We start from the raw sequence: 24,110 nt of genomic DNA, 5'->3' as shown, positions 1-24,110 counted from the left end.
GTGGGGGCGCTTCAGGCTTCGTTGGAGCGCGTCGTTTCGAAGAGGAACCAGGCGCGACGCTCGGCCTCGTCGATGAAGACCTCCAGCACGCTGGTCGAAGCGACGTCGCCATATTCGGCGCAAAGCTCATGGGCGCCGCGCATGAAGCCCGCCAGCCGACGATTATCCTCGGCCAGTTCGGCGAGCATGTCGCGGGGCGTGACGAATTCGGCGTCGTTGTCGAGCAGGCGCTGATGGCGAGCGATCTCGCCGACGGAACGCAAGGTCAGGCCGCCCAGCTTGCGCGAGCGCTCGGCCAGAACGTCGGTCGCCGCGAGGATCTGATCCGCCTGCTCGTCGAGCAGCAGGTGGTAGTCGCGGAAATGCGGCCCCGACATATGCCAGTGGAAATTCTTCGTCTTGAGATAAAGCGCGAAGACGTCGGCGAGGACGCCGTTCAGCGCGGCGGAGGCGTTTTTCACGGCCTCTTCGCCCAAGGCGCTCGGCGCGCGCAAAGGCGCGGCCTGACGCGCCTTGAGTTCGGCTTCCTTCTGCGGTTTCACGGCCAGCTTGCTCATCTGTCTTGTCCTTCGCGATCCGCGGAGCCGCCGGACGGATGGCGCGGCCCCCGCGCGCCGAAGCGGACGGAGAAGCCGGGATCCGGAGCGGGCGGCGCCCGCCGAGGGGGTCATGGATGAGAGCGGATTAAAAGCGAGGATCTCGCCGGAACGCGGCCTGAACGCCTGCGAGGCGTCTGGGGGGAATCCGCTCTATGCGATGCACGCGCTTCAATTAGGTCGCGGAGGCGCGGGGTTTCAATGGGCGCCCGCAGAATTTTCCGCAGAATTTTCCGCAGAAATTTCCGGGAGATTTAAAAAGAGGCGCGGCCCCGGTCAGGCCGCGCCCCGCCTCAAGTTTCGCTCAGGCTCAGGCCTCGAATTCGACCAGCAGGTCTTTCGCCTCCACCGCCGCGCCCGGCGCCGCATGAACCGCTTTGACCACCCCCTCGCGCTCGGCGTGGAGCGAGGTCTGCATCTTCATCGCCTCGATGGAGAGCAGAGCGTCTCCGGCCCTGACCTTCTGACCGGGCTGCACCGCCACCGAAGCGATCACGCCCGGCATGGGCGCCGCCACATGGCGCGGATCGCCCTCGGTCGCCTTAGGCCGCCGCACGACGCTCTTTTGCGCATGGCGGTCGGGAGCGCGGGCGGTGCGCGGCTGGCCGTTCAGCTCGAAGAAGATGCGGCGGAATCCTTCGTCGTCGGATTCGCCCTCCGCCACGCAGGAGACCACGAGGGTCTTGCCGCGCTCCAGCTCCACGCCGATCTCATCTCCCGGCTTCATGCCGTAGAAGAAATTCGGCGTCGGCAGAGCCGAGACCGGGCCGTACTCCTGCGCGCGCTTGGCGTAATCCACGAAAACTTTCGGATACATGAGATAGGAGCAAAGCTCCTCCTCGCCGATGGTCTCGACGCCGATGGCCTCGGCGGCCTTTTTGCGCAAAGCCTCCAGATCGGCGGGCGGCATCAGCGCGCCGGGACGATCCGCCAGCGGCGCCTCGCCTTTGAGGATCTTGCGCTGCAAAGCCTCGGGGAAGCCGCCCTCCGGACGCCCGACGCCGCCCCGGAAGAAATCCACCACCGATTCCGGGAAGGAGATCTCTTTCTCCGGGTTCTCGACGTCGGCGCGGGAGAGGCCGCCCGCCACCATCATCAGCGCCATGTCGCCGACCACCTTGGAGGAGGGCGTGACCTTCACCACGTCGCCGAACATCTGATTGACCTCGGCGTAGGCGGCGGCGACCTCATGCCAGCGATCCGCCAGACCAAGGCTGCGCGCCTGCTCCTTGAGGTTGGTGAATTGCCCGCCGGGCATCTCATGCAGATAAACCTCGGAGGCGGGGCCGAGCAGATTGGATTCGAAGGCGGCGTATTGCGCGCGCACGGCCTCCCAATAATCGGACATCTCGCGGATGAAGGCGGGGTCCAGACCGGTGGCGCGCTCGGTGTGCTCCAGAGCCGCCGCGATGGAGCCGAGGCAAGGCTGAGAGGTCAGGCCGGAGAAGCTGTCCATGGCGGCGTCCACGGCGTCGACGCCCGCCTCGGCGGCGGCGAGGACGCTCGCGGCGGAGATTCCGCTGGTGTCATGGGTGTGGAAATGAACCGGGAGGCCCGTCTCCTCCTTGATCGCCTTGACGAGGATCTTCGCCGCCGCCGGGCGCAGCAGGCCCGCCATATCCTTCAGGCCGACGACATGGGCGCCCGCCGCCGCCAGATCCTTGGCCATGCGGCGATAATAAGCGAGGTCGTATTTCGCGCGGGAGGGGTCGAGGATGTCGCCGGTGTAGCAGATGGCGGCCTCGCAGATCTTGCCCGCCTCCAGCACGGCGTCCATGGCGACGCGCATGTTCTCGACCCAGTTCAGCGAATCGAAGACGCGGAAGACGTCCACGCCGCTTTCGGCGGCCTGAAGCGTGAAGCGCCGGACCACGTTGTCGGGGTAATTGGTGTAGCCCACGCCGTTGGAGGCGCGCAGCAGCATCTGCAAGAGAAGGTTCGGCGCCGCCGCGCGGATCTCATGCAGGCGCTCCCAAGGATCCTCCTGCAAAAAGCGCATGGAGACGTCGAAGGTCGCGCCGCCCCAGCATTCGAGGCTGAAGAGCCCCGAAGCCCGATGCGCATAGGCCGGAACCGCCCGCACGATGTCATAGGTGCGCATGCGCGTGGCGAGCAGCGACTGATGGCCGTCGCGCATGGTGGTGTCGGTGAGCAGAAGGCGCTTTTCGGCCAGCATCCGATCCGCCACGGCTTTCGGCCCCTCGGCGTCGAGGATCTGCTTGAAGCCCGGAGGCGGCGCGACGCCCTCGGGGGCCTTGGGCGCGACGGGCTTGCGCGCCGTGGCCGGAGGCTTGGGGCGTCCCGCGACTTCGGGATGTCCGTTGACGGCGATGTCTGCGATATAGGTCAGAAGCTTGGTCGCGCGGTCCTGACGGGCCGTGAACTGGAAGAGCTCCGGATGCTCTTCGATGAATTTCGTCGTGTAGTTCGCCGCGATGAAATCCGGGTGGTTGATGAGGTTCTGCACATAGGCGAGATTCGTCGCCACGCCCCGGATGCGGAATTCGCGCAAGGCGCGGTCCATGCGCCGGATGGCCTCGCCGGGCGAGGGCGCCCAGACGGTGACCTTCTCCAGCAGCGAATCATAATGCCGCGTGATCACCGCGCCCGCATAGGCCGTTCCGCCGTCGAGGCGCACGCCGAAGCCCATGGCCCCGCGATAGGCGGTGATCCGCCCGTAATCGGGGATGAAGTTGTTCATCGGGTCTTCGGTGGTGATGCGCGACTGCATGGCGTGGCCGTTCAGGCGGATGTTCTCCTGAATCGGGACGCCGGTCTCCTCCAGCACGCCGATATGTCCGCCCGCCGCGATGCGGATCTGGGCCTTGACGATGTCGACCCCCGTGACCTCCTCGGTCACGGTGTGCTCGACCTGAATGCGGGGGTTCACCTCGATGAAGTAAAAGGCGTCCGTGTCGGCGTCCATGAGGAACTCGACCGTGCCCGCGTTCACATAGCCCGCATAGCGCGCGATGCGCAGAGCCATGTCGCAGACTTCGGCGCGCTGGGCGGCGGTCAGATAGGGCGCCGGCGCCCGCTCGACGACCTTCTGATTGCGGCGCTGAATCGAGCAGTCGCGCTCATAGAGATGCACGATGGTCCCATGGGAATCGCCGAGGATCTGCACCTCGACATGACGCGCGCGCAGGATCAGCTTTTCAAGATAGCCCTCGCCGTTGCCGAAGGCCGCTTCGGCCTCGCGGCGGCCCGAAAGCACCTGTTTCTCAAGCTCGGCCTCGTTGAAGATCGGACGCATGCCGCGTCCGCCGCCGCCCCAGCTCGCCTTGAGCATCAGCGGATAACCGATTTCGGCGGCCATGCGGCGGACTTCGTCCATATCGTCGGGCAGAACCCCGGTGGCGGGCGCGACGGCCACTTTCGCCGCCTCGGCGGCGCGGCGGGCGCTGGCCTTGTCGCCCAGCAGACGCATGGTCTCGGCGCTCGGGCCGATGAAGACGATCCCCGCCTGAAAGCAGGCTTCGGCGAATTCGGGATTCTCGGAGAGCATGCCGTAACCCGGATGGATCGCGTCGGCGCCGCAGGCCCGCGCCACGCGGATGATCTCCGGAATGGAGAGATAGGCCCCCACCGGCGAAAGCCCCTGCCCGATCAGATAAGCCTCGTCGGCCTTGAAGCGATGCAGGCTGAGCTTATCCTCCTCGGCGTAGACCGCCACGGTGCGTTTGCCCAACTCCGTCGCCGCGCGCATGACGCGGATGGCGATTTCGCCGCGGTTGGCGACGAGGATCTTCTGAAACTGGCGCATGGCTGGCCCCCATCTTGGCGCGCGCGGCGCCGGAAACTGAACCTGACGCGGGCCGGACGAGCCCTTCCGCGCCTCCCCTCCCCGCTTGGGGGATCGTGAATCTCAGTCGCCGCGCCGGAGCCCCCGGAGTTCGGGCTCAGGCGCCTCCTCGACGGCGAGCCCCGCCCGGCCCAGACGCCGCAGCGAGGCCTCAAGCCGCGCCTCGGCGGCCCGGATCTCGCCCAGAGCCTCGACGGTGAAGGCGATATGGCGTTGCGCGGCGAGGCGCGCGGCTTCGGCGTCGCGGGCCAGCAGGGCGGCCACGATCTCGCGATGCTGCCGCAGCAGAGTCTCGCGCATCCCGGAGCGGGCGAAGAATTCGTCGCGGCTATAGAGCGCCTTGTCGCGGAGCATCTCGGCCAGAGCCCGCATGACATGGAGCAGGACCGCGTTATGGCTGGCTTCGTAGATCGCCAGATGCAAAGCGGCGTCGGCGTCGGCCTCCTCGGAGGGATTGGCCGCGAGATGGGCCGCCTCGATGCGCTCCAGAGCGCGGGCGACGGCGATGCGGTCGGGCTCGGCGGCGCGCTGGGCGGCGTGGGCGGCGGCCATGGGCTCGACGGCGCCGCGGAACTCCAGATAATCGAAGGCGGATTCAGGACGGCTGCGCAGCAAATTCACCAGAGGATCCGCCAGCGTCGCGCCGATGGCCGCCACGCGCGCGCCCTCGCCTTTGGGCGTCGGCGCCAGAAGGCCCGCGCGTTCGAGAATGCGGATGCCCTCGCGCAGAGAAGGTCTTGAGACTCCGAGCTTCTCCGCCAGATCCCGTTCGGGGGCGAGCCGGTCGCCGGGCCGCAGGGCGCCGTCGCGGATCAGATCCTCCAGCTTCGAGGCCACCGCCTCGGCGAGCTTCACGGGCTTCACGGAAGGCCTGATGGCCATGGCTCGGGGCTCCCTTTCCGCTGCGGCGCAATGACGCCGCCGAGGGGGAGGCTAATCCCGATTTTCCCAAATGCAAAGCAGCGGTTTTTCAAATGGCGTCATATTTTTGGAGGAAAATAAAAACGACCAGTTGAAAATCTTGGTCAAAAAATTTATCCATCAACCCAAGCCCGGATGCGATTCTCCCGCCCAAGGCGCTTGCGCCGAACCGCGGATTAGGCTTGTCTTGGGCCAAGAACGACAAAGCGCGCCCAAAGCAGGCGCCGCGCATTTCGACGCGCCGAGGCGCGTCGTTCTGGGGAGAGGACGGCATGACCAGCGCAGAACGGCCCCGGATCGGCCTGTTCGTCACTTGCCTTGTGGACGCCATGAGTCCGCGGACGGGCTTCGCGGCCGTCGCGCTGCTGGAGCGCGCGGGCTGCGTCGTCGAGGTCCCCATGGCGCAGACCTGCTGCGGACAGCCCGGATGGAACTCCGGCGACGAGAAATCCGCGCGCGACATGGCCGAGCGGGTGATCGACGCCTTCGCGCCTTATGAGCATGTCGTGGCGCCTTCGGGCTCCTGCGCGGCGACGATCCGCGATTATCCCGAGCTTTTCGCGCCGGGAACGCCCCGCCGCGCCCAAGCCGAGGCCATGGCCGCCAAGACCTGGGAGCTCTTCAGCTATCTCACGGACGTCCGCAAATGGCGGCCGGAGGGCGTCGCCTTCCATGGCTCGGCGACCTATCACGATTCCTGCTCCGGGCTGCGGCATCTGGATGTGAAGGCGCAGCCCCGCAAGCTGCTCTCGGCGGTGGAGGGGCTGGAGATGCGGCCTCTGCCCGGCTCGGAGGTCTGCTGCGGCTTCGGCGGGACCTTTTGCGTGAAATATCCCGCCATCTCCAACGCCGTGGCGACCGAGAAAGCCGCCAAGGTCGAAAGCACCGGGGCGGATCTGCTGCTCGGCGGCGATCTCGGCTGTCTGATGAACATGGCGGGCAAATTGCGGCGGCGCGGCGCGAAAATCCGCGTGATGCACGCCGCCGAACTGCTCGCAGAGGGCGAAAAATCTCTGGCCCTCGGCGAAGAGGGCGCCGCATGAGCGCCGCGCCCGAGCTCCATCACGACACGCGCCGTCCGGCGCTGTTCAAGGCTCAGGCGGCGGAGGCTCTGGCCGCGCCCCGGCTGAAACTGGCCCTCGACCGCACGGCGGGCAACGCCGAAGCCAAACGCGGCGCGGCGGTGGCGGGCTTCCCCGGCTTCGAGGCCGCCCGCGTCAAGGGCGCCGCCATCAAAGACCACACCCTCAAACATCTGGATCATTATCTCGAAAGCTTCGCCGCTCAGGCGGAGGCTTTGGGGACCAAGGTCCATTGGGCGCGCAACGCCGACGAAGCCTGTCGAATCGCCATCGAGATTTGTCGTCAGGCGGGGGCGCGCTCGGTCACGCGCTCGAAGTCCATGCTCGGCGAGGAGATCGGCCTCCCGCATGCTCTGGCCGAGGCCGGAATCGAGCGGGTGGAGACCGATCTCGCGGAGCATATCGTGCAACTCGCGGGAGACCCGCCCTCGCATATCGTCTGGCCCGCGATGCACATCGCCCGCGAGCAGGTGGCCGAACTCTTCGCCGAGCATCATCAGGCGCCGCAAGACCCTAACGACGTGCCTTCGATGGTCGAAAGCGCGCGGCGGGTTTTGCGCGGAAAGTTCCTCGGGGCGGATGTGGGAATCTCCGGCGCGAATTTCCTCATCGCCGATACGGGCGCGGTCTGCACCGTGACCAATGAAGGCAACGCCGAACTCACCACCACGCCGCCGCGCGTCCATATCGTCACGGCGGGGATTGAGAAGCTCGTCCCCTCGCTGGCCCACGCCATGACGCTCATTCGTCTGCTGGCGCGCTCGGCCACCGGGGCGGAGATCACCCAATACACCACCTTCCACGCCGGGCCGAAGCGCCCCGGCGATCTCGACGGCCCCGAAGAAATGCATGTCGTCCTCGTGGACAACGGGCGCACGAAGATGCTCGGAGAAGGGCTTGAGGAGATGCTCCGCTGCATCCGCTGCGGCGCCTGCATGAATCATTGCGTGGTCTATCGCCAGATCGGCGGCCACGCCTATGGCGGAGTCTATCCGGGGCCGATGGGCGCCGTGCTGACTCCCGTCCTGCAAGGGCTGAAGGAATCCCGCGCCCTGCCCCACGCCTGCACGCTCAACGGCAAATGCGCCGAGGTCTGCCCGGTCAAGATTCCGCTCCCGACTCTGCTGCGCGGCTGGCGGATCCGCAGCTGGCGCGAGGGTCTGGAGCCGACCACCGTGCGGGCCGGAATCGGGCTTTGGGCCTTCGCCGCCAAGCGGCCTTGGCTCTATCGGCTGGGGGTGAAGATGGCTCTGCCCGTGCTGCGGGTCTTTGGGAAAAAGGGCTGGATCGAAAAGGCGCCTTTGCTCGGCGCATGGACGGATCAGCGCGATTTCCCCTTGCCTCCGCGCGGCGGAAGCTTCATGGCGCAATATAAGGCGGGGAAGCGCTCATGAGCGCCCGCGCAGACATCCTCGGCGCGGTTCGTCGGGCTCTGAAGGCGCCGCCCGCCGCGCCCTCCCTCATTGCGGCGGAGGCCGCCGCGCTCTTGGAGAATCTCGATCCGGCGCGTCCGCCGCCTCCCGGGGATCCGGCGGCGGCCTTCATCGCCAAGATCCGGAGCCCGGCCTTCGCCGCCGCCGCGACCATCCAGCGGATCGAGAACATGCGGGATCTGCCCGCCGCGCTCCGCGATTATATGGCGGCGAATAAGCTGGGCTTCCGGCTCTGCCTTCAGCCTCAGGCGGAGCTGCGCGCTCTGAGCTGGGCGGGCTTCGACATCCATCACCACGCCGCCCCCGACGAGGCCATAACCTTGGCGCTCGGGCGCTGGGGGATCTCGGAGACGGGTTCGGTGGCGCTGAATTCGGGGCCGGATGCGCGGATCCTGAATCTGTTCCTGCCCTTTCATCTGATTTTGGCGCTCCGCGCCTCGACGGTCCTCGCCCGGCTTGAGGATTACGCCGAGGCCGCCGCGACCGAAGCCCCGCCGCGCAACGCCATTTTGATGACCGGCGCCAGCGGCACTTCGGATATCGAAGGTTCCTATGTGCGCGGCGCCCATGGCCCGCGTTTTCTGCACGTCATCCTGATCGAAGATCGCCCCCAAGGGCGGCTGGAGGAGGTTCGACCATGACCACTGACCGCGAGACGACGAATCCGGCCGAGATCCGGGAATGGGAGGAGGCGGTCGAATCGGTCATCGCCTTCGAAGGCCCCGACCGCGCCGACGAATTGCTCGCCGCCGCCGTGCAGGTGGCCCGGCGCAACGGGGCGCGCATCCCCTTCGCCGCAGACACCGCCTATATCAACACCATCGACCCCGAAGATCAGCCGCATCACCCCGGCGACCGCGAGCTTGAGCATCGCATCCGCTCCATCGTCCGCTGGAACGCGGCGGCTCTGGTGCTGAAGGCCAATAAGGAATCCTCGGAGCTGGGCGGCCATATCGCCAGCTTCCAATCCGCCGCGACGCTCTACGACACCGGATTCTCGCATTTCTGGAACGCCCCTCATGAGGGCCATGGCGGCGATCTGCTCTTCATCCAAGGCCATAGCTCGCCGGGCATCTACGCCCGCGCCTATATCGAGGGCCGCCTCACCGACGAGCAGATGCTGAACTTCCGTCAGGAGGTGGACGGCAAGGGCCTCTCCTCCTATCCGCATCCTTGGCTCATGCCGAATTTCTGGCAATTCCCGACCGTCTCCATGGGCCTCGGGCCTTTGATGGCGATCTATCAGGCGCGCTTCCTGCGCTATCTGGAGGGCCGGGGCCTCGCGCAGACCGCCAATCGCAAGGTCTGGGCCTTCATGGGCGACGGCGAGATGGACGAGCCGGAATCGCTCGGCGCCATCAGCCTCGCGGGGCGCGAGAAGCTCGATAATCTGATCTTCGTCATCAACTGCAACCTCCAGCGCCTCGACGGCCCGGTGCGCGGCAACGGCAAGATCATTCAGGAGCTTGAATCCGAATTCCGCGGCTCGGGCTGGAACGTGATCAAGGTGATCTGGGGCTCGGGATGGGACGAACTCCTCGCCAAAGACGTCACCGGGCGTCTGCGCCAGCTCATGGAGGAATGCGTCGACGGCGAATATCAGGATTTCAAATCCAAGAACGGCGCCTATATCCGCGAGCATTTCTTCGGCCGCTATCCCGAAACCGCCGCCATGGTCGCCGACTGGACGGATGATCGGATCTGGAAGCTCACGCGCGGCGGCCATGATCCGCTGAAGGTCTTCTCGGCCTTCAAGGCCGCCACCGAGCATAAGGGCCAGCCGACGCTGATCCTCACCAAGACCGTCAAGGGCTACGGCATGGGCTCGGCGGGCGAGGCCCAGATGATCACCCATCAGCAGAAGAAGATGGGCGACGAGGCTTTGCTGCAATTCCGCGACCGCTTCCAGATTCCGCTCACGGATCAGGAGGTCAAAGACCTGAAATTCATCAAGCCGGATCCCGCCTCCCCGGAGATGAAATATTACCTCGCCCAGCGCGAGGCGCTCGGCGGCCCCATCGGGCGCCGCGAGAAGACCGACGTTCAACTGGAGATTCCGCCGCTCTCGGCCTTCGAGACCCAGCTCGCCAGCACCGGCGAGCGCGAGATCTCGACGACCATGGCCTTCGTGCGCATCCTCAACACGCTGCTGCGCGATAAGTCGCTGGGCAAGCGGGTCGTGCCCATCGTGCCCGATGAAAGCCGCACCTTCGGCATGGAGGGCATGTTCCGCCAATACGGCATCTTCAGTCAGGTCGGGCAGAAATATAAGCCGCAAGACGCCGATCAGATGAACTACTACAAGGAGACGCCTCAGGGTCAGATGCTTCAGGAGGGCATCAACGAGGCGGGCGCCATGGCGAGCTGGATCGCGGCCGCCACGAGCTACTCCACCTCCAACGAGCCGATGATCCCCTTCTACATCTATTATTCGATGTTCGGCTTCCAGCGGGTCGGAGACCTCGCCTGGGCGGCGGGCGACATGCGCGCGCGCGGCTTCCTGCTCGGCGGCACCTCGGGGCGCACCACGCTCAACGGCGAGGGCCTCCAGCATGAGGACGGCCACAGCCACCTGATTTCGGCGACCATCCCCAATTGCGTCTCTTATGATCCGACCTTCGCCTATGAGGTGGCGGTGATCGTGCAGGACGGCCTGCGCCGCATGATCGGCGAGCAGGAGGACGTGTTTTACTACCTCACCCTGCTCAACGAGAATTATCCGCATCCCGCCATGCCCGAAGGCGCCGAGGAAGGCATCCGGCGCGGCATGCATCTCATCCGCGAGGGCGCCAAGAAGCGCGGCGCGAAGAAGGTGCAGCTTCTGGGCTCGGGCTCGATCCTGCGGGAATCTCTGGAGGCCGCCGAGATGCTCGAAAAGGATTTCGGCGTCTCCGCCGACGTCTGGAGCGTCACCAGCTTCACCGAACTGCGCCGCGACTTCCTCGACTGCGAGCGCTGGAATCTGCTCCATCCGCTGGAGGAGCCCCGCATCCCCTTCGTGACCCAGCAGCTCGCCACGCGCGGCGACTGGCCGGTGGTGGCCTCCACGGATTACATGAAGCTCTTCGCCGATCAGATCCGTCCGGCGGTGCCGGGGCGCTATAAAGTGCTCGGCACCGACGGCTTCGGCCGCTCCGATTATCGCCGCAAGCTGCGCGCCTTCTTCGAGGTGGACCGCCGCTTCATCGCGGTGGCGGCGCTGAAGGCTCTGGCCGAGGACAACCGCGTAGCCTCCAAGCTCGCGGCCGAGGCCATCCGCAAATATGAGATCGACCCCGAGAAGGCCAATCCGGCCCGGACGTGACGTCCGAATCCGCCTGAACATTCATTCGCGCAGAGGACCCGTTTCATGTCCGACATCGAAGTCAAAGTCCCGAACATCGGCGATTTCAAGAACGTCCCCGTCATCGAGATTCTGGTGAGCGTCGGCGAGAAGGTGGAGATCGACACCCCCCTCGTCACGCTGGAATCCGACAAGGCCACCATGGAGGCGCCCTCCAGCGCCGCCGGAGAGATCGCCGAGATCCTCGTCAAGGTGGGCGACAAGGTCAGCGAGGGCGCGCCCCTCGTGCGCCTCAAAGCCTCGGGCGCCGCCGCCGCGGCCCCCGCTCCCAAGGCCGAAGCTCCCAAGGCGGCCCCCGCTCCCAAGGCCGAAGCTCCCAAGGCGGCTCCGGCCCCTGTGGCGAGCGCCCCGGCGCCCGCTCCGGCTGCGGCGGCCCCCGCTCCCGCTTCCGACGCTCTGCCCGCCATCCGGGGCGGCCTGCCCATGCCCGCTCTGGCGGATTTCTCCGGCGTCCACGCCTCGCCGAGCGTGCGGCGTCTGGCGCGCGAGCTTGAGGTCGACCTCACCAAGGTCAAAGGCACCGGCGAGAAAGGCCGCATCGTCGCCGCCGACGTGAAAGGCTTCCTCGTCGGCTCCGGAGCTGCGGCTCCTGCGGCGGCGCCGGTTCAGGGCGGCTCGGGCATCCCCGAGATCCCGGCCGTGGACTTCAGCAAATTCGGCCCCGTCGAGACCAAACCTCTGGGCCGGATCAAGAAGATCTCCGGGCCCTACCTGCATCGGGCCTGGCTCAACATCCCGCATGTCACCCATACGGACGAAGCCGACATCACCGGGATCGACGCCTATCGCAAGGAGCTGGACGACGCGGCCAAGACCGATAAGAAATCGCCTTACCGCATCTCGCTGCTGCCTTTCCTGATGAAGGCTTCGGTGAAGGTCCTCAAGGAGTTCCCGGACTTCAATTCTTCGCTCGCGCCGGATAAGGCGTCGCTCATCTATAAGAAATATTACAATATCGGCGTGGCCGTGGACACGCCGGACGGGCTCGTGGTTCCGGTGGTCCGCGACGTGGACCGCAAGGGAATCGTCGAGATCAGCAAGGAGCTGGGCGACATCTCCGCCCGCGCCCGCGAAGGCAAGCTCAAGCCCGAGGAGATGCAGGGCGCCAGCTTCACCATCTCCAGCCTCGGCGGCATCGGCGGAACGAACTTCACCCCCATCGTCAACGCCCCGGAAGTGGCGATCCTCGGCGTGGTGCGCTCGAAGATGGCCCCGGTCTGGGACGGCGAGCAATTCGTTCCGCGCCTGATGCTGCCGCTCTGCCTCTCCTACGACCATCGCGTCATCGACGGCGCGGCGGCGGCTCGCTTCACGCGGGCGCTGGCCGTGACGGTCGAGGACGTGCGTCGTCTGGTTCTCTGACACATCGGGAGCATTCTTCATGTCGATTGAAATCAAGGTTCCCGACATCGGCGACTTCTCCGGCGTCCCGGTCATCGAGATTCATGTGAAGCCCGGCGACGAAGTCGCCGCCGACGCCCCGCTGATCACGCTGGAATCGGATAAGGCCACCATGGACGTTCCCGCCCCTCAGGCGGGCGTGGTCGAGAGCGTGACGGTGAAGCTCGGCGACAAGGTGGCGCAAGGCTCCGTCATCGCCCTCTTCAAGGGCGAGGCGGCGGGCGCGGCTCCCGCGCCGAAAGCGGAGGCCCCTAAAGCCGAAGCGCCGAAAGCGGCCCCCGCTCCGGCGCCTGCGCCCGTCGCCGCGCCTTCTCAGGCTCCGGCGGCCAAGGCGGGGGAGATCTCCGCCGAAGTGCTGGTCCTCGGCGCGGGCCCCGGCGGCTACACCGCCGCCTTCCGCGCGGCGGATCTGGGCAAGAAGGTCGTGATGGTCGAGCGCTGGCCGACCCTCGGCGGCGTCTGCCTGAACGTGGGCTGCATTCCCTCCAAGGCTCTGCTCCACGCCGCCAAGGTGGTTTCGGAGGCCGAGGAGATGGCCGCTCATGGCGTCAGCTTCGGGGCGCCCGCCGTGGACGTCGATAAGCTGCGCGGCTGGAAGGAAAGCGTCGTCTCGCGCCTGACGGGCGGACTCGCGGGCCTCGCCAAAGGGCGCAAGGTTCAGGTGGTCGCGGGCTCCGGCGCCTTCGCCGATCCCCATCGGCTGACCGTCACCGCCGAAGACGGCTCGACGCAGACCATCGTCTTCGAGCAGGCGATCATCGCGGCGGGCTCCGAGCCGGTGCGTCTGCCCTTCGCGCCGGAGGATCCGCGCATCCTCGACTCCACCGGAGCTTTGGCTCTGGAGAGCGCGCCGAAACGGATGCTCGTCATCGGCGGCGGGATCATCGGTCTGGAGATGGCGACGGTCTACGCCGCGCTCGGGACGCAGATCACCATCGTCGAATTGATGGATCAGCTCATCCCCGGCGCCGACCGCGATCTCGTCGAGCCTCTGCGCAAGCGCATGGCCAAGAAGTTCGAGAACATCTTCCTCAAGGCCAAGGTCGCCGGAATCGAGGCGACTCCCGAGGGCCTCGTGGTGAAGTTCGAGGGCGGCGGCGCGCCCGAGCGCGACGTCTTCGACCGCATTCTCGTGGCGGTGGGCCGCAAGCCCAACGGCAAGCTCATCAAGGCCGAGGCGGCGGGCGTGGCTGTGGACGAGCGCGGATTCATCTCCGTCGGGCGCGACCAGCGGACCAACGTCCCGCATATCTTCGCCATCGGCGACATCGTGGGCCAGCCCATGCTGGCGCATAAGGCCACTCATGAGGCCAAGGTGGCGGCGGAAGTGGCGGCGGGGCATAAGGCGGCCTTCGACGCCAAGACCATTCCCTCGGTGGCCTACACCGATCCGGAGATCGCTTGGGCGGGGCTCACCGAGACCGAGGCCAAGGCCAAGGGAATCGCCTATGGCAAGGGCGTCTTCCCTTGGGCGGCTTCGGGGCGCGCTCTGAGCTTGGGCCGCGACGAGGGGATCACGAAAGTCCTCTTCGACGAGGAGACGCAAAGAATCCTCGGCGCGGGAATCGTCGGCCCCAACGCGGGCGACCTCATCGCGGAGGCGGCCCTCGCCATCGAGATGGGCGCCGACGCCCGCGACATCGGTCTGACGGTGCATCCGCATCCGACCCTCTCGGAGACCCTCGCCATGGCCGCCGAGATGTTCGAGGGCACCATCACCGATCTCATCCCGCCGAAGAAAAAGAAGGCTTGAGCCTGTCCGTTCAGAGCCTAGATAAGAGCCGCTCCGGAGCGATCCGGGGCGGCTCTCCCATTTTGAGGACCCGACCCGCCATGAAGCTCTATTACAAGACCGGCGCCTGCTCGCTCGCGAGCCGCATCACGCTGCATGAGATCGGCCTGCCCTATGAGGCCGTGAAGGTGGACACCGCCTCCGGCCGCGACGAAACCGGCGCCGATTACGCCGAGATCAATGAAAACGGCTATGTGCCCGCCCTCGCGCTGGACGACGGCGAGATCCTCACCGAGAACGTCGCGATCCTGCAATATCTCGCCGAGAGCCACCCCAAGGCGGGGATCGGCGCCGAGAACGCGCCTCTGCCCCGGGCGCGGCTGACCGAGGCTCTGAGCTTCATCAATTCGGAGCTGCATAAGTCTTTCGGCTCGCTCTTTCGCCCCATGGCGCCGGAGGCCCGCGACAAGGCCCTCGCGACGCTCAACCGGCGGCTGGAGAGCGTCGAGGGCCAATTGGGCGACGGGCGGCCCTATCTGCTCGGCGAGCGCTTCACCGTGGCCGACGCCTATCTCTTCGTGGTGCTGAACTGGTCGATTCCGCTGAAGATCGACCTCTCCTCCTATCCGAAGATCCAAGCCTATCGGGCGCGGGTCGGAGCGCGTCCGGCGGTGCAGGCGGCGCTCAAGGCCGAAGGGCTGGCCTAAGCGAGGGCCTTGATCGTCCCATAGATCACGAAGCCCGCCAGAAGCGCGCCCATCGAGACGTTGAAGATCCTGCGCCGCAGCGGATTGACCAGCCAGCGGCGCAGACTCACGCCGAAAGCGGCCCAGCTCCCCGCCGAGAGGATTCCCACCAGCGCGAAGATCGCGGCGCAGATCGCCGCCTCGCGCAGAGGCGCCGCGCCGCTGACGTAGCCGCCCGCCACCGCGAGCGCCATGGTCCAGCCTTTCGGATTGATCCACTGAAAGCCCGCCGCCTGCAGGAAGGTCAGAGGCGCGCGGGCGCGGGCCTCCTCCTCCGCGTCGACGGGGGCGCTCGCGATGCGCCAGGACATCCAGAGCAGCAAGGCCGCTCCGATCAGGGTCATGCCGAGATTCAGCCAAGGCAGCCGCGCGACGGAGCCGCCCAAACCCAGCGCCACCAGAAAGATCATGAAGCCGAAGCCGAGCCCCACCCCGAAGAGATGGGGCCTCGTGCGGGCGAAGCCGAATTGCGCGCCCGAAGCGGCGAGCATCGTGTTGTTCGGGCCTGGCGTGAAGGAGGCCGCCACGGCGTAGCCGACCAGCGGCGCGTAAAGGTCGAAATTCATGGAGCGGGCTTTCCGGCAGGCGAGCCGAAGACCCGTCTTTCGGCTTCGGGCTCGCGTCCGGGAGGGCATAGACCTCCGGCCGCGGCCTGTGAAGCGGATTCCTCCGCGAGACGGGCGAAGGACGCAGGGCGTCGGGACGGATTCGGTTCCTCCGGTCTCGGCTTATGGCGTAAAGCGAAAATTGACCCAGAAAGCGACATCGCCTAGCTTGCCCTGACCTTTGGAATAGGGCGAACCACAAGAGGGCGAGATCATGGCGCGGCTTTCCCGACGCGAAATCCTGAAGATCGGCGGCGGCGGCGCGGCCTTGGGTCTGGCCGCCTGCCAGCCCGGCGTTCCTCCGACTCCGACTCCGACGCCGACTCCGACCCCGACTCCGACTCCGACCCCGACTCCGACCCCGACGCCGACCCCGACGCCGACCCCGACGCCGACCCCGACTCCGACCCCGACGCCGACCCCGACGCCGACCCCGACGCCGACCCCCACCCCGACGCCGACTCCCACCCCGACGCCGACTCCCACCCCGACGCCGACTCCCACGCCGACGCCGACCCCCACGCCGACGCCCACCCCGGCTAATCCGGTTTCCGGCGCGAACCGCACCCGTCAGGACGCCGGAGCGCTCGGCGCGAACCATCCCATCATGCTGGCCTACGCCGAAGCCGTGCGGCGCATGAAGGCCCTGCCCTCCTCGGATCCGCGCAACTGGAACGCTCAGGCGACGATCCATCTTCAGGCTTGCCCGCATGGGAATTGGTGGTTCCTGCCTTGGCATCGCGCCTATGTGCAGCGCTTCGAGCAGATTTGCCGCGAGATGATTCAGGACGAGGGCTTCGCCCTGCCTTACTGGAACTGGTCGCGCGATCCGCGGATTCCCGCAGGATTCTTCGACGCCGCCAGCCCGCTCTTCCTCGCGGGCCGCGCCGCCGGCCCCACCTCCTCGGCCGCTGCGGAAATGGTCTCCTCCGCCGTGGTGGAGCGCATCCTCGGCGAGCGCAATTTCGAGGTCTTCGGCAGCGGCCGCGCGGGCGGACAACGCGACCAAGCCTCGCAAGGCCCTCTGGAGGCCGCGCCCCATAACCACATCCATGTCTTCGTCGGCGGCGAGATGGCCAATTTCATCGCGCCGGTCGATCCGCTGTTCTGGCTGCATCACGCCAATGTGGACCGCCTCTGGGAGGTCTGGAGCCAGCGCGGCGGCCAGAACCCGACGGACGCCGCCTGGCGCGATCTGCCCTTCCGCGATTTCTTCGACCGCTCCGGAAACCGCGTGACCGACACTTCGGGCGGCGTCTCCTCCATCGCCGGTCTGGGCTATCGCTACGACCAGACCGCCACCGCCGAAGCCCCGAGCCTCGCGGGACGGCGCGCCACGGCGCAAAACCTCTCCAGCCTCGCGCCCGAGGCGCCTTTGCCGGTGGTCGCGGCCTCCGCGCTCAACGACGCGCCCGTCACGGCGGGCCGCCCCCATAGCCTGCGCGCCCAGATCGCCGCTCCCGTCGCGGCGGCGCCTCTGGCCCGCGCCGCGACCTTCGCCGCGCCTGCGGGATTCCTCGCGGCGGCGCCTCCCGTGGTCGCGGCCGAGGCGGCGCTGACCAATCCCGAGCGCGCCCTGATCCGCATCGCGCAGATCGACGCGCCGCCGGTCAATGAGAACGTGATCGTGCGCGTCTTCGTGAACCACCCGAACCTCACCGCCGAAACTCCGGTCAGCGATCCGCATTACGTGGGCTCCTTCGGCTTCTTCCAGACGCGCTTCGCCGCCGAAGTCTGCTCGACCAACGGGCTCAAGGCCTCCTATCTGCTCGACGCCGCCGAAGTCCTGCGCCGGGTCGGCGGGGCGTTGGGAGGGGCTGGGGGCGGCGCCGAAGCGGACATCCAGCTCATGCCGGTGGACGTGCAGGGCCGTCCGCTCGCCGGAACGGAGTTCTACGCCCGTCAGGCGGAGGTGCTTGCGCTCTGAGCCGCGCGTCCCACATCTGAAGCTTCGACGGGCTTTCAGGGAGGAAGATTCTGATGAATGGTCGGATTTCTGGAGCGGCGGCCTTGATTTTGGGTCTGGGCGCCGCCTCGAACGCTTGGGCGATGGACAGCCGCGCGCCCTCGGCGGAGCCGCCCGCCTCCCTCGCGAGCCCGGCCGCGAGCCCGGCGCCGGAGGCTGCGGCGGCCTCCTCTTTCGCCGCCCCCGCCTCGGCGGCGGCCGATCCGACGCGCCTGCGCGCCGGAGCCCCCGCGACCTTCCGCCTCGCGCCGGAGGCGACGGCGCCCGGTCGGCTTTCCGCCGCCGCTTCGCAGGCTCCGGCCGCCGCGCCGCCTGCGGCCTCTCCCGAAGCGCCCGCCGATCCGGTTCTGGAGCTGCATTTCGCCGATCTCGAAGCCGCCGCCGCGACGGCTCCGGCGGTGCGCGTCTTTCTGAACAAACCCGACGCCACGCCCGCGACCTCCACGGAGGATCCGCATTACGTGGGCGTCGTCAGCTTCTTCCCCATCTCGCCGGAGGCCGAGGGCTCGCGCTTCCGGCTGCCTCTGCGCGAGACTCTGGGGCGCATCGGGCCCGTGACGCCCGAAACGGCGGAGGTCACGTTGATTCCGGTGGATCTTGGCGCGGGCGCGGGGGCGGCTCCGCCCTTCGAGCTGCGGCTTTTGGGCATGGGCCTCGAAACGCCGCAGTGAGCCGCCCCTACCATGGCGCGGCGGCGTGGCGGATCGCCCCATGGTCCGGCCCGCGCGCCTCCGGTCTTGGCGGAGGGCTTGGAATCGGATAGCTCTCCGGCGCGCCCACCGCGCGCCCCTTTGGGGGCCTTATCCTGCTTCAGACCGCCCGGGAGCCTCCGCATGACCGCCGATCCCCAAACCCGCAAGGGCCTCAGCTACCGCGATTCCGGCGTGGACATCGACGCGGGCGACGCTCTGGTGAAGGCCATCGCCCCCGCCGCCGCCGCCTCGAAGCGGCCCGGCGTGATGGGCGGCCTCGGCGGCTTCGGCGCGCTCTTCGACCTCAAGGCGGCGGGCTTCGAGGATCCGATCCTCGTCGCCTCCACCGACGGCGTGGGCACCAAGCTCAAGATCGCCATCGACACCGGGATTCATGACGGCGTCGGAATCGACCTCGTGGCCATGTGCGTCAACGATCTGGTGGCTCAGGGCGCGACGCCTTTGTTCTTCCTAGATTATTACGCGACCGGCAAGCTCGACGTGGCCGCCGCCCGCGCCGTGGTCGAGGGGATCGCCAAAGGCTGCGCCGAAGCCGGATGCGCTCTGATCGGCGGCGAGACCGCCGAAATGCCGGGGCTTTATCAGAAAGGCGACTACGACCTCGCGGGCTTCACCGTGGGCGCCGTGGCCCGCGACGCTCTGCTGCCCGTCGAGCTCCGCGCCGGGGACGTGATCCTTGGGCTGGGCTCTTCGGGCGTCCATTCCAACGGCTTTTCGCTGGCGCGCAAGATCGTCGAGCGCTCGGGCCTCGGCTGGGAGGCGCCCGCCCCCTTCGCTCCGGGCCGGAGCCTCGGCGAGGCTCTGCTGACCCCCACCCGCATCTACGTCAAATCGACCCTCGCGGCGATCAAGGCGGGCGGCGTGAAGGCCGTGGCCCATATCACCGGCGGCGGCCTGACGGAGAACGTCCCCCGCGTCTACGGCGAGGCGCTGAGCGCCGAGATCCGACTTGGAAGCTGGAGCCGTCCGCCCGTCTTCGACTGGCTTCAGCAGACCGGCGACGTCGATCCGGAGGAGATGCTGCGCGTCTTCAATTCGGGGATCGGGCTGACGCTGATCGTCGATCCGGCCCGCGCCGAAGCTCTGCGGGCGCTGCTGACCGCCGAAGGCGAGACGGTCTTCGAGATCGGCCGCATGATTCCCCGTCCGGCGGGCGCGGCGGGCGTGGTCTATCGCGAGGCCGAAGCGTGAAACGGCGGATCGGAATCCTGATTTCGGGGCGCGGCTCGAACATGGAGGCGCTGATCCGCGCCGCCGCCGAGCCCGAAGCTCCTTTCGAGATCGCCCTCGTCCTCGCCAATAATCCCGAGGCCGGGGGGCTGGAGAAGGCCCGCGCGGCGGGGCTGCGCGCCGAGTCCGTGGATCATCGCCCCTTCAAAGGCGACCGTGAGGCCCATGAGCGCGCGCTCGACGCCAAGCTGCGCGAAGCGGGGGCGGAGATCCTCGCCTTCGCGGGCTATATGCGCCTGCTGACGCCTTGGTTCGTCGAGGCTTGGCCGGACGCGATCCTCAACATCCACCCCGCGCTTCTGCCGAGCTTCAAGGGCCTCCATACGCATGAGCGGGCGCTTGAGGCGGGGGTTTTATGGCATGGCTGCACGGTGCATCTTGTGCGCCCCGCCATGGACGAGGGGCCGATCCTCGGACAGGCCGCCGTTCCGGCTCTGCCCGGCGACACGGCCGAGAGCCTCGGCGCGCGGGTGCTGGCGCAGGAGCATCGGCTCTATCCGGAGGTTCTGAGGCGCTTCGCCTCCGGTCGCCTGAGCGTTCAGGGCGAACGCGTCCTTGGCGAGCCGGTCGTCCTTCGCGCCGATCTCGCGGAATCCTGAATGCTGCGTCGCCTTTACGACTGGACCATGAAGCAGGCCGAAGGGCCCCGCGCCCTGCCTGCTCTGGCGGGAGTCTCCTTCGCGGAGAGCTCCTTCTTTCCCATCCCGCCCGACGTGCTGCTGATTCCCATGGCGCTGGCTCAGCCCAAACGCATTTGGCGGATCGGGACGGTGGCGGTTCTGGCCTCGGTGCTGGGGGGGCTCTTCGGCTATTGGATCGGGGCGGCGCTCTTCGACACATGGGGCATGAAGATCCTCGATTTTTACGGAGCGGGCGCGAAATTCGAGGAGTTCCGGGCCTTCTACGACCGCAATGGAATCTGGGCGGTGATTCTGGCGGGCGGCTTCACGCCCATCCCCTTCAAGGTGGTGACGGTGGCCTCGGGCGCCATGAGCATGAATCTCTTCGATTTCATCTGGGCGAGCCTTCTCGCCCGCGCCACGAGGTTCTATATTCCCTGCGCCCTGATCTGGTGGTTCGGAGAGCCGGTGCGCGCCTTTATCGAAAAGCGCCTGACTCTGGTCGCCACGATCTTCACGATTCTGGTGGTCGGCGGTTTCGTCGCCCTGAAATATCTGGCGGGGAGCGCCTGAAGATGGCCAAACCGATTCTCACCCTCGCCGCGCTGATCGCGGCGGCGATGCTCGGCGGGGCTTTGGCCTCGCAATATCTCTGGGGGCTGCACCCCTGCCCGCTCTGCATCCAGCAGCGTTACGCTCTGGGCGCGGCGGCGGTTCTGAGCTTCCTCGCCAGCCGGTCGGTGGGGCGGCGGGTCGGCGTGGCTTTGGCCTTTCTGGCGGGCTTCGCCTTTCTGGTGAACGCCGGGATCGCCGGGTTTCACTCCGGCGTGGAGCTGAAATACTGGGGATCGGCCTGCTCGGGCGGCTTGCCCGGGACTTTCGATCCGGCTGCGCTGCTCTCCGGCGCGAACGTCGCCCCTCGCTGCGACGAAATCGCGTGGAAAGACCCCTATCTCGGCCTGAGCATGGCCAATTGGAATGGGCTCGCTTCTCTGGTTCTGGCTTTTCTCGCCTTTTCGACCCTGAGAAAAATAAGGCCCGCCGGGTGAGGGCGGGCCGTCATTCGGCTTCAAGCTCCACATCCCAATAAAGATAGTCCATCCAACTCTCATGCAGATGATTGGGCGGAAACTTGCGCCCGATGTTCTGCAATTGAGAGGCCGAAGGCCGCACGGGCTTGCGCTGAAGCCGCAGGCCCACCGCGTCCGGCGCCTTGTCCGCCTTGCGCAGATTGCAGGAGGGGCAGGCCGCCACGACGTTCTCCCATGTGGTCTTGCCGCCGCGGGCGCGGGGCGTCACATGGTCGAAGGTCATTTCGCCGACCGCGCCGCAATATTGGCAATGGAACTCGTCGCGGAGGAAGAGGTTGAACCGCGTGAAGGCCGGATGCTTGGCCGGCTTCACGTAATCGCGCAGACAAACCACGCTCGGCAGCTTCATCGCGAAGCTGGGGCTGCGGATCTCGAAGTCGTATTCCGACACGGTGAAGACGCGATCCAGAAACACCGCCTTCACCGCCTCCTGCCAGGACCAGAGCGATAAAGGAAAATAGGACAGCGGCCGGTAATCGGCGTTGAGCACAAGAGCCGGATGATCGCGCAGCGCGGCCGGACTTCGGGCGAAGGCCAGAGCGGCGGCGGCGGCGGAAAGGGACATTTCTGGGAGCCTCTGAGCAACAAGAAGCCCGGACCGTTCCGGGCGAAAAACCGGAGCGCCATCCCTGATCGGGACAAGCGTCCCCGAACTCTTTTTACCGCGCCCCTTCGCTGCGGTCAAATCACGCATGGACGCAGGAGTGTTTTCTTGTTGTTCCTGCTGCGAAGGAGCCACGATTCGGCGCAGCCCGCATCTTGCGCCTGAGATTCAGTCTCCGCCCCGCTCATGACGAAGCCAAGACGGATCAGGAGATCCAACCATGCGCCTGCGGCCCCGCCTCCGCCCGATGACGTTTGACGACCGCGACGGCGTGCACGCCGTCTACGCCGCCGGAATCCTCGGCGGCGACGCCACCTTCTTCACCCAAATCCCGGAGCGCGAAAGCTGGTGGCCCGATTGGTTCGCCGCCCGCCCGCCCTTCGGACGGCTGGTGGCCGAAGACGACGGCGAGATCCTCGGCTATGCGGGCTTCAGCCCGACCAGCTCCCGCCCCTTTTATGCGGGCGTGCTGGAGGATACGATTTACGTCGCGCCTCAGGCCAAAGGGCGCGGGCTCGGCAAGGCGCTGCTCGGGGCCGCGCTGGAGGAGGCCGACGCGGCGGGCGCATGGCTGGTCACGGGGCTGATCTTCGCCGAGAACCGCGCCAGCATCCGGCTGCATGAGGGCCTCGGATTCAGGCTGTTCGGAATCCGCGAGCGCATGGGCTATCACGAACATCCGGCTTACCGGCGCTGGCGCGACGTGGCGATCATGGACCGCCGCTCGCCGCGCGCGGGCCTCGGCGAAGAGCCGCCGCGGCTCGAAGGATTGGCGAAGGGCTGAGAGCCTCCGGCATGAAAAACCCCGCGCCGGACAGGCGCGGGGCTTCGATTTCGTTCATGAAGCCTTGCGAGGCTCAGCCGCGCGCTTTGAGGTCGACGTAATCGCGCTGCGGGGCGCCGATGTAGAGCTGACGCGGACGGCCGATCTTCTGGTCCTTGTCCTCGATCATCTCCTTCCACTGGGCGATCCAGCCGACCGTGCGCGCCAGAGCGAAGATCGCCGTGAACATGGAGGTCGGGAAGCCGATCGCGTTCAGGATGATGCCCGAATAGAAATCAACGTTCGGATAGAGCTTCTTCTCGATGAAGTAAGGATCGGAGAGCGCGACCTTCTCCAGATCCTGCGCGACCTGAAGGATCGGATTATCCGAAGCGCCGAGCTGCGCGAGCACGTCCTTGGCGACCTGCTGCATGACCTTGGCGCGGGGGTCGTAATTCTTATAGACGCGATGGCCGAAGCCCATCAGGCGGAAGCCCGAATTCTTGTCCTTGGCCTTGGCGACGTATTCCGGCACGCGGTCGGGGGTGCCGATCTCGCGGAGCATGTTGAGCGCCGCCTCGTTGGCGCCGCCATGGGCCGGGCCCCAGAGACAGGCCACGCCCGCCGCGATGCAGGCGAAGGGATTGGCGCCCGAAGAGCCCGACAGACGCACCGTCGAGGTGGAGGCGTTCTGCTCATGATCGGCGTGGAGCGTGAAGATCACGTCCATGGCGTGAGCGAAGATCGGATTGACCTTATATTCCTCGCAGGGCGTGGCGAAGCACATATGCAGGAAGTTTTCGGCGTAGCTCAGTTCGTTCTTCGGATAGATGAAGGGCTGGCCGATGGAGTATTTATAGGCCATCGCCGCGATGGTCGGCATCTTGGCGATGAGCCGGATCGAAGCGATCTCGCGCTGAACCGGGTCGTTGATGTCGGTCGAATCGTGATAGAAGGCCGAAAGCGCGCCCACCACGCCGCACATGACCGCCATCGGATGCGCGTCGCGACGGAAGCCGCGGAAGAAATACTGCATCTGATCATGGATCATCGTGTGGCGCGTCACGCGCTGCTCGAAATCCTTCAGCTGGGCTTGGGTCGGCAGCTCTCCGTAGAGCAGCAGATAGCAGACTTCGAGATAATTGCTCTTATCGGCGAGCTGATCGATGGGATAGCCGCGATACAGAAGTTCGCCCTTGTCGCCGTCGATGTAGGTGATGGTGGATTTGCAGGCGGCGGTCGAAGTGAAGCCCGGATCGTAAGTGAAGCAGCCCGTTTGGGCGTAGAGAGATCGGATGTCGATGACGGAAGGACCGATGGAGCCGGACAGAACCGGAGCTTCAGTCTTGGTTTCGCCATAGGAGATGGCGGCTTTCGAGTCAGGCATCAAGGCTTCTCCCTAGCAGATGCGGGCGCTCCCCCGGCGCGCGCCATGAAGTCGCGCGGCGCCGCAGTCTCG

The 24,110-nt window shown here is 66.9% G+C and carries 20 protein-coding genes; 14 read left to right on the top strand and 6 right to left on the bottom strand.

The window, feature by feature from the left end; genetic code table 11:
- Positions 1-11 precede the first annotated feature (11 nt).
- From B161_RS0106150 to B161_RS0106140, 3 genes are all read right to left on the bottom strand, one after another.
- Complete coding sequence (locus B161_RS0106150; protein ID WP_018632492.1) at positions 12-557, bottom strand: Dps family protein; 546 nt, start codon at positions 555-557, stop codon at positions 12-14.
- Between the two features lie 349 nt (positions 558-906).
- Complete coding sequence (locus B161_RS0106145; RefSeq protein ID WP_018632491.1) at positions 907-4,362, bottom strand: pyruvate carboxylase; 3,456 nt, start codon at positions 4,360-4,362, stop codon at positions 907-909.
- Positions 4,363-4,464: 102 nt separating this feature from the next.
- Positions 4,465-5,283, bottom strand: coding sequence for an FCD domain-containing protein (locus tag B161_RS0106140; RefSeq protein WP_018632490.1), 819 nt, complete (start codon positions 5,281-5,283; stop codon positions 4,465-4,467).
- 311 nt (positions 5,284-5,594) lie between these two features.
- Between B161_RS0106140 and B161_RS0106135 the strand changes: the two genes are divergently transcribed.
- From B161_RS0106135 to gstA, 7 genes are all read left to right on the top strand, one after another.
- On the top strand, positions 5,595-6,365 hold the full coding sequence (locus tag B161_RS0106135; protein ID WP_018632489.1) for a (Fe-S)-binding protein: 771 nt from the start codon (positions 5,595-5,597) through the stop codon (positions 6,363-6,365).
- Positions 6,362-7,798, top strand: coding sequence for a LutB/LldF family L-lactate oxidation iron-sulfur protein (locus B161_RS0106130; protein ID WP_018632488.1), 1,437 nt, complete (start codon positions 6,362-6,364; stop codon positions 7,796-7,798). Before B161_RS0106135 ends, B161_RS0106130 begins: the two co-directional genes overlap by 4 nt.
- Positions 7,795-8,478 (top strand): LutC/YkgG family protein, encoded by a 684-nt coding sequence (locus B161_RS0106125; protein ID WP_018632487.1) that lies wholly within the window; start codon positions 7,795-7,797, stop codon positions 8,476-8,478. Before B161_RS0106130 ends, B161_RS0106125 begins: the two co-directional genes overlap by 4 nt.
- The gene (gene aceE, locus B161_RS0106120; RefSeq protein ID WP_018632486.1) at positions 8,475-11,141 is read left to right on the top strand and encodes a pyruvate dehydrogenase (acetyl-transferring), homodimeric type; all 2,667 of its coding nucleotides are present in this window, start codon (positions 8,475-8,477) and stop codon (positions 11,139-11,141) included. Before B161_RS0106125 ends, aceE begins: the two co-directional genes overlap by 4 nt.
- A gap of 45 nt (positions 11,142-11,186) precedes the next feature.
- Complete coding sequence (gene aceF / locus B161_RS0106115) at positions 11,187-12,542, top strand: dihydrolipoyllysine-residue acetyltransferase (RefSeq protein ID WP_018632485.1); 1,356 nt, start codon at positions 11,187-11,189, stop codon at positions 12,540-12,542.
- A gap of 19 nt (positions 12,543-12,561) precedes the next feature.
- Positions 12,562-14,334 (top strand): dihydrolipoyl dehydrogenase, encoded by a 1,773-nt coding sequence (lpdA, locus tag B161_RS0106110; protein WP_018632484.1) that lies wholly within the window; start codon positions 12,562-12,564, stop codon positions 14,332-14,334.
- A gap of 80 nt (positions 14,335-14,414) precedes the next feature.
- Positions 14,415-15,020 carry a glutathione transferase GstA gene (gstA, locus tag B161_RS0106105; RefSeq protein ID WP_018632483.1) on the top strand — a complete coding sequence of 202 codons (606 nt, stop codon included), beginning with the start codon at positions 14,415-14,417 and terminating at the stop codon, positions 15,018-15,020.
- Here gstA and B161_RS0106100 read toward each other — a convergent pair.
- Positions 15,017-15,625 carry a LysE family translocator gene (locus B161_RS0106100; protein WP_018632482.1) on the bottom strand — a complete coding sequence of 203 codons (609 nt, stop codon included), beginning with the start codon at positions 15,623-15,625 and terminating at the stop codon, positions 15,017-15,019. The genes gstA and B161_RS0106100 overlap by 4 nt on opposite strands.
- A 253-nt stretch (positions 15,626-15,878) precedes the next feature.
- On the opposite strand from B161_RS0106100, the gene B161_RS0106090 reads away from it, so the two are divergent.
- From B161_RS0106090 to B161_RS17025, 6 genes are all read left to right on the top strand, one after another.
- Positions 15,879-17,591, top strand: a complete 1,713-nt coding sequence (locus B161_RS0106090; protein ID WP_083922892.1) for a tyrosinase family protein — start codon at positions 15,879-15,881, stop codon at positions 17,589-17,591.
- A 53-nt stretch (positions 17,592-17,644) separates the two neighbouring features.
- Complete coding sequence (locus B161_RS18690) at positions 17,645-18,301, top strand: hypothetical protein (RefSeq protein ID WP_018632479.1); 657 nt, start codon at positions 17,645-17,647, stop codon at positions 18,299-18,301.
- 162 nt (positions 18,302-18,463) lie between these two features.
- Positions 18,464-19,534, top strand: a complete 1,071-nt coding sequence (gene purM, locus B161_RS0106080) for a phosphoribosylformylglycinamidine cyclo-ligase (protein ID WP_018632478.1) — start codon at positions 18,464-18,466, stop codon at positions 19,532-19,534.
- Positions 19,531-20,172: a phosphoribosylglycinamide formyltransferase gene (purN, locus tag B161_RS0106075; protein ID WP_018632477.1), complete on the top strand. Its 642-nt coding sequence runs from the start codon at positions 19,531-19,533 to the stop codon at positions 20,170-20,172. The genes purM and purN overlap by 4 nt, the downstream gene beginning before the upstream one ends.
- Positions 20,173-20,766, top strand: a complete 594-nt coding sequence (locus tag B161_RS0106070; protein WP_018632476.1) for a YqaA family protein — start codon at positions 20,173-20,175, stop codon at positions 20,764-20,766.
- A 2-nt stretch (positions 20,767-20,768) separates the two neighbouring features.
- A complete protein-coding gene (locus B161_RS17025; protein WP_018632475.1) occupies positions 20,769-21,242 on the top strand; it encodes a disulfide bond formation protein B in 474 nt (157 codons plus the stop codon).
- Between the two features lie 10 nt (positions 21,243-21,252).
- Here B161_RS17025 and B161_RS0106060 read toward each other — a convergent pair whose 3' ends face one another.
- On the bottom strand, positions 21,253-21,849 hold the full coding sequence (locus B161_RS0106060) for an HNH endonuclease (RefSeq protein ID WP_018632474.1): 597 nt from the start codon (positions 21,847-21,849) through the stop codon (positions 21,253-21,255).
- Between the two features lie 259 nt (positions 21,850-22,108).
- Between B161_RS0106060 and B161_RS17020 the strand changes: the two genes are divergently transcribed.
- Positions 22,109-22,672 (top strand): GNAT family N-acetyltransferase, encoded by a 564-nt coding sequence (locus B161_RS17020; protein WP_018632473.1) that lies wholly within the window; start codon positions 22,109-22,111, stop codon positions 22,670-22,672.
- 73 nt (positions 22,673-22,745) lie between these two features.
- Here B161_RS17020 and gltA read toward each other — a convergent pair whose 3' ends face one another.
- Positions 22,746-24,038, bottom strand: coding sequence for a citrate synthase (gltA, locus tag B161_RS0106050; protein WP_018632472.1), 1,293 nt, complete (start codon positions 24,036-24,038; stop codon positions 22,746-22,748).
- Between the last annotated feature and the right edge of the window lie 72 nt (positions 24,039-24,110).

The organism is Neomegalonema perideroedes DSM 15528 (assembly GCF_000374145.1).
Lineage (GTDB): Bacteria > Pseudomonadota > Alphaproteobacteria > Rhodobacterales > Rhodobacteraceae > Neomegalonema > Neomegalonema perideroedes.
The sequence above is the reverse complement of the archived record's forward strand: the minus strand, read 5'-3'. Positions and strand labels throughout refer to the sequence as shown.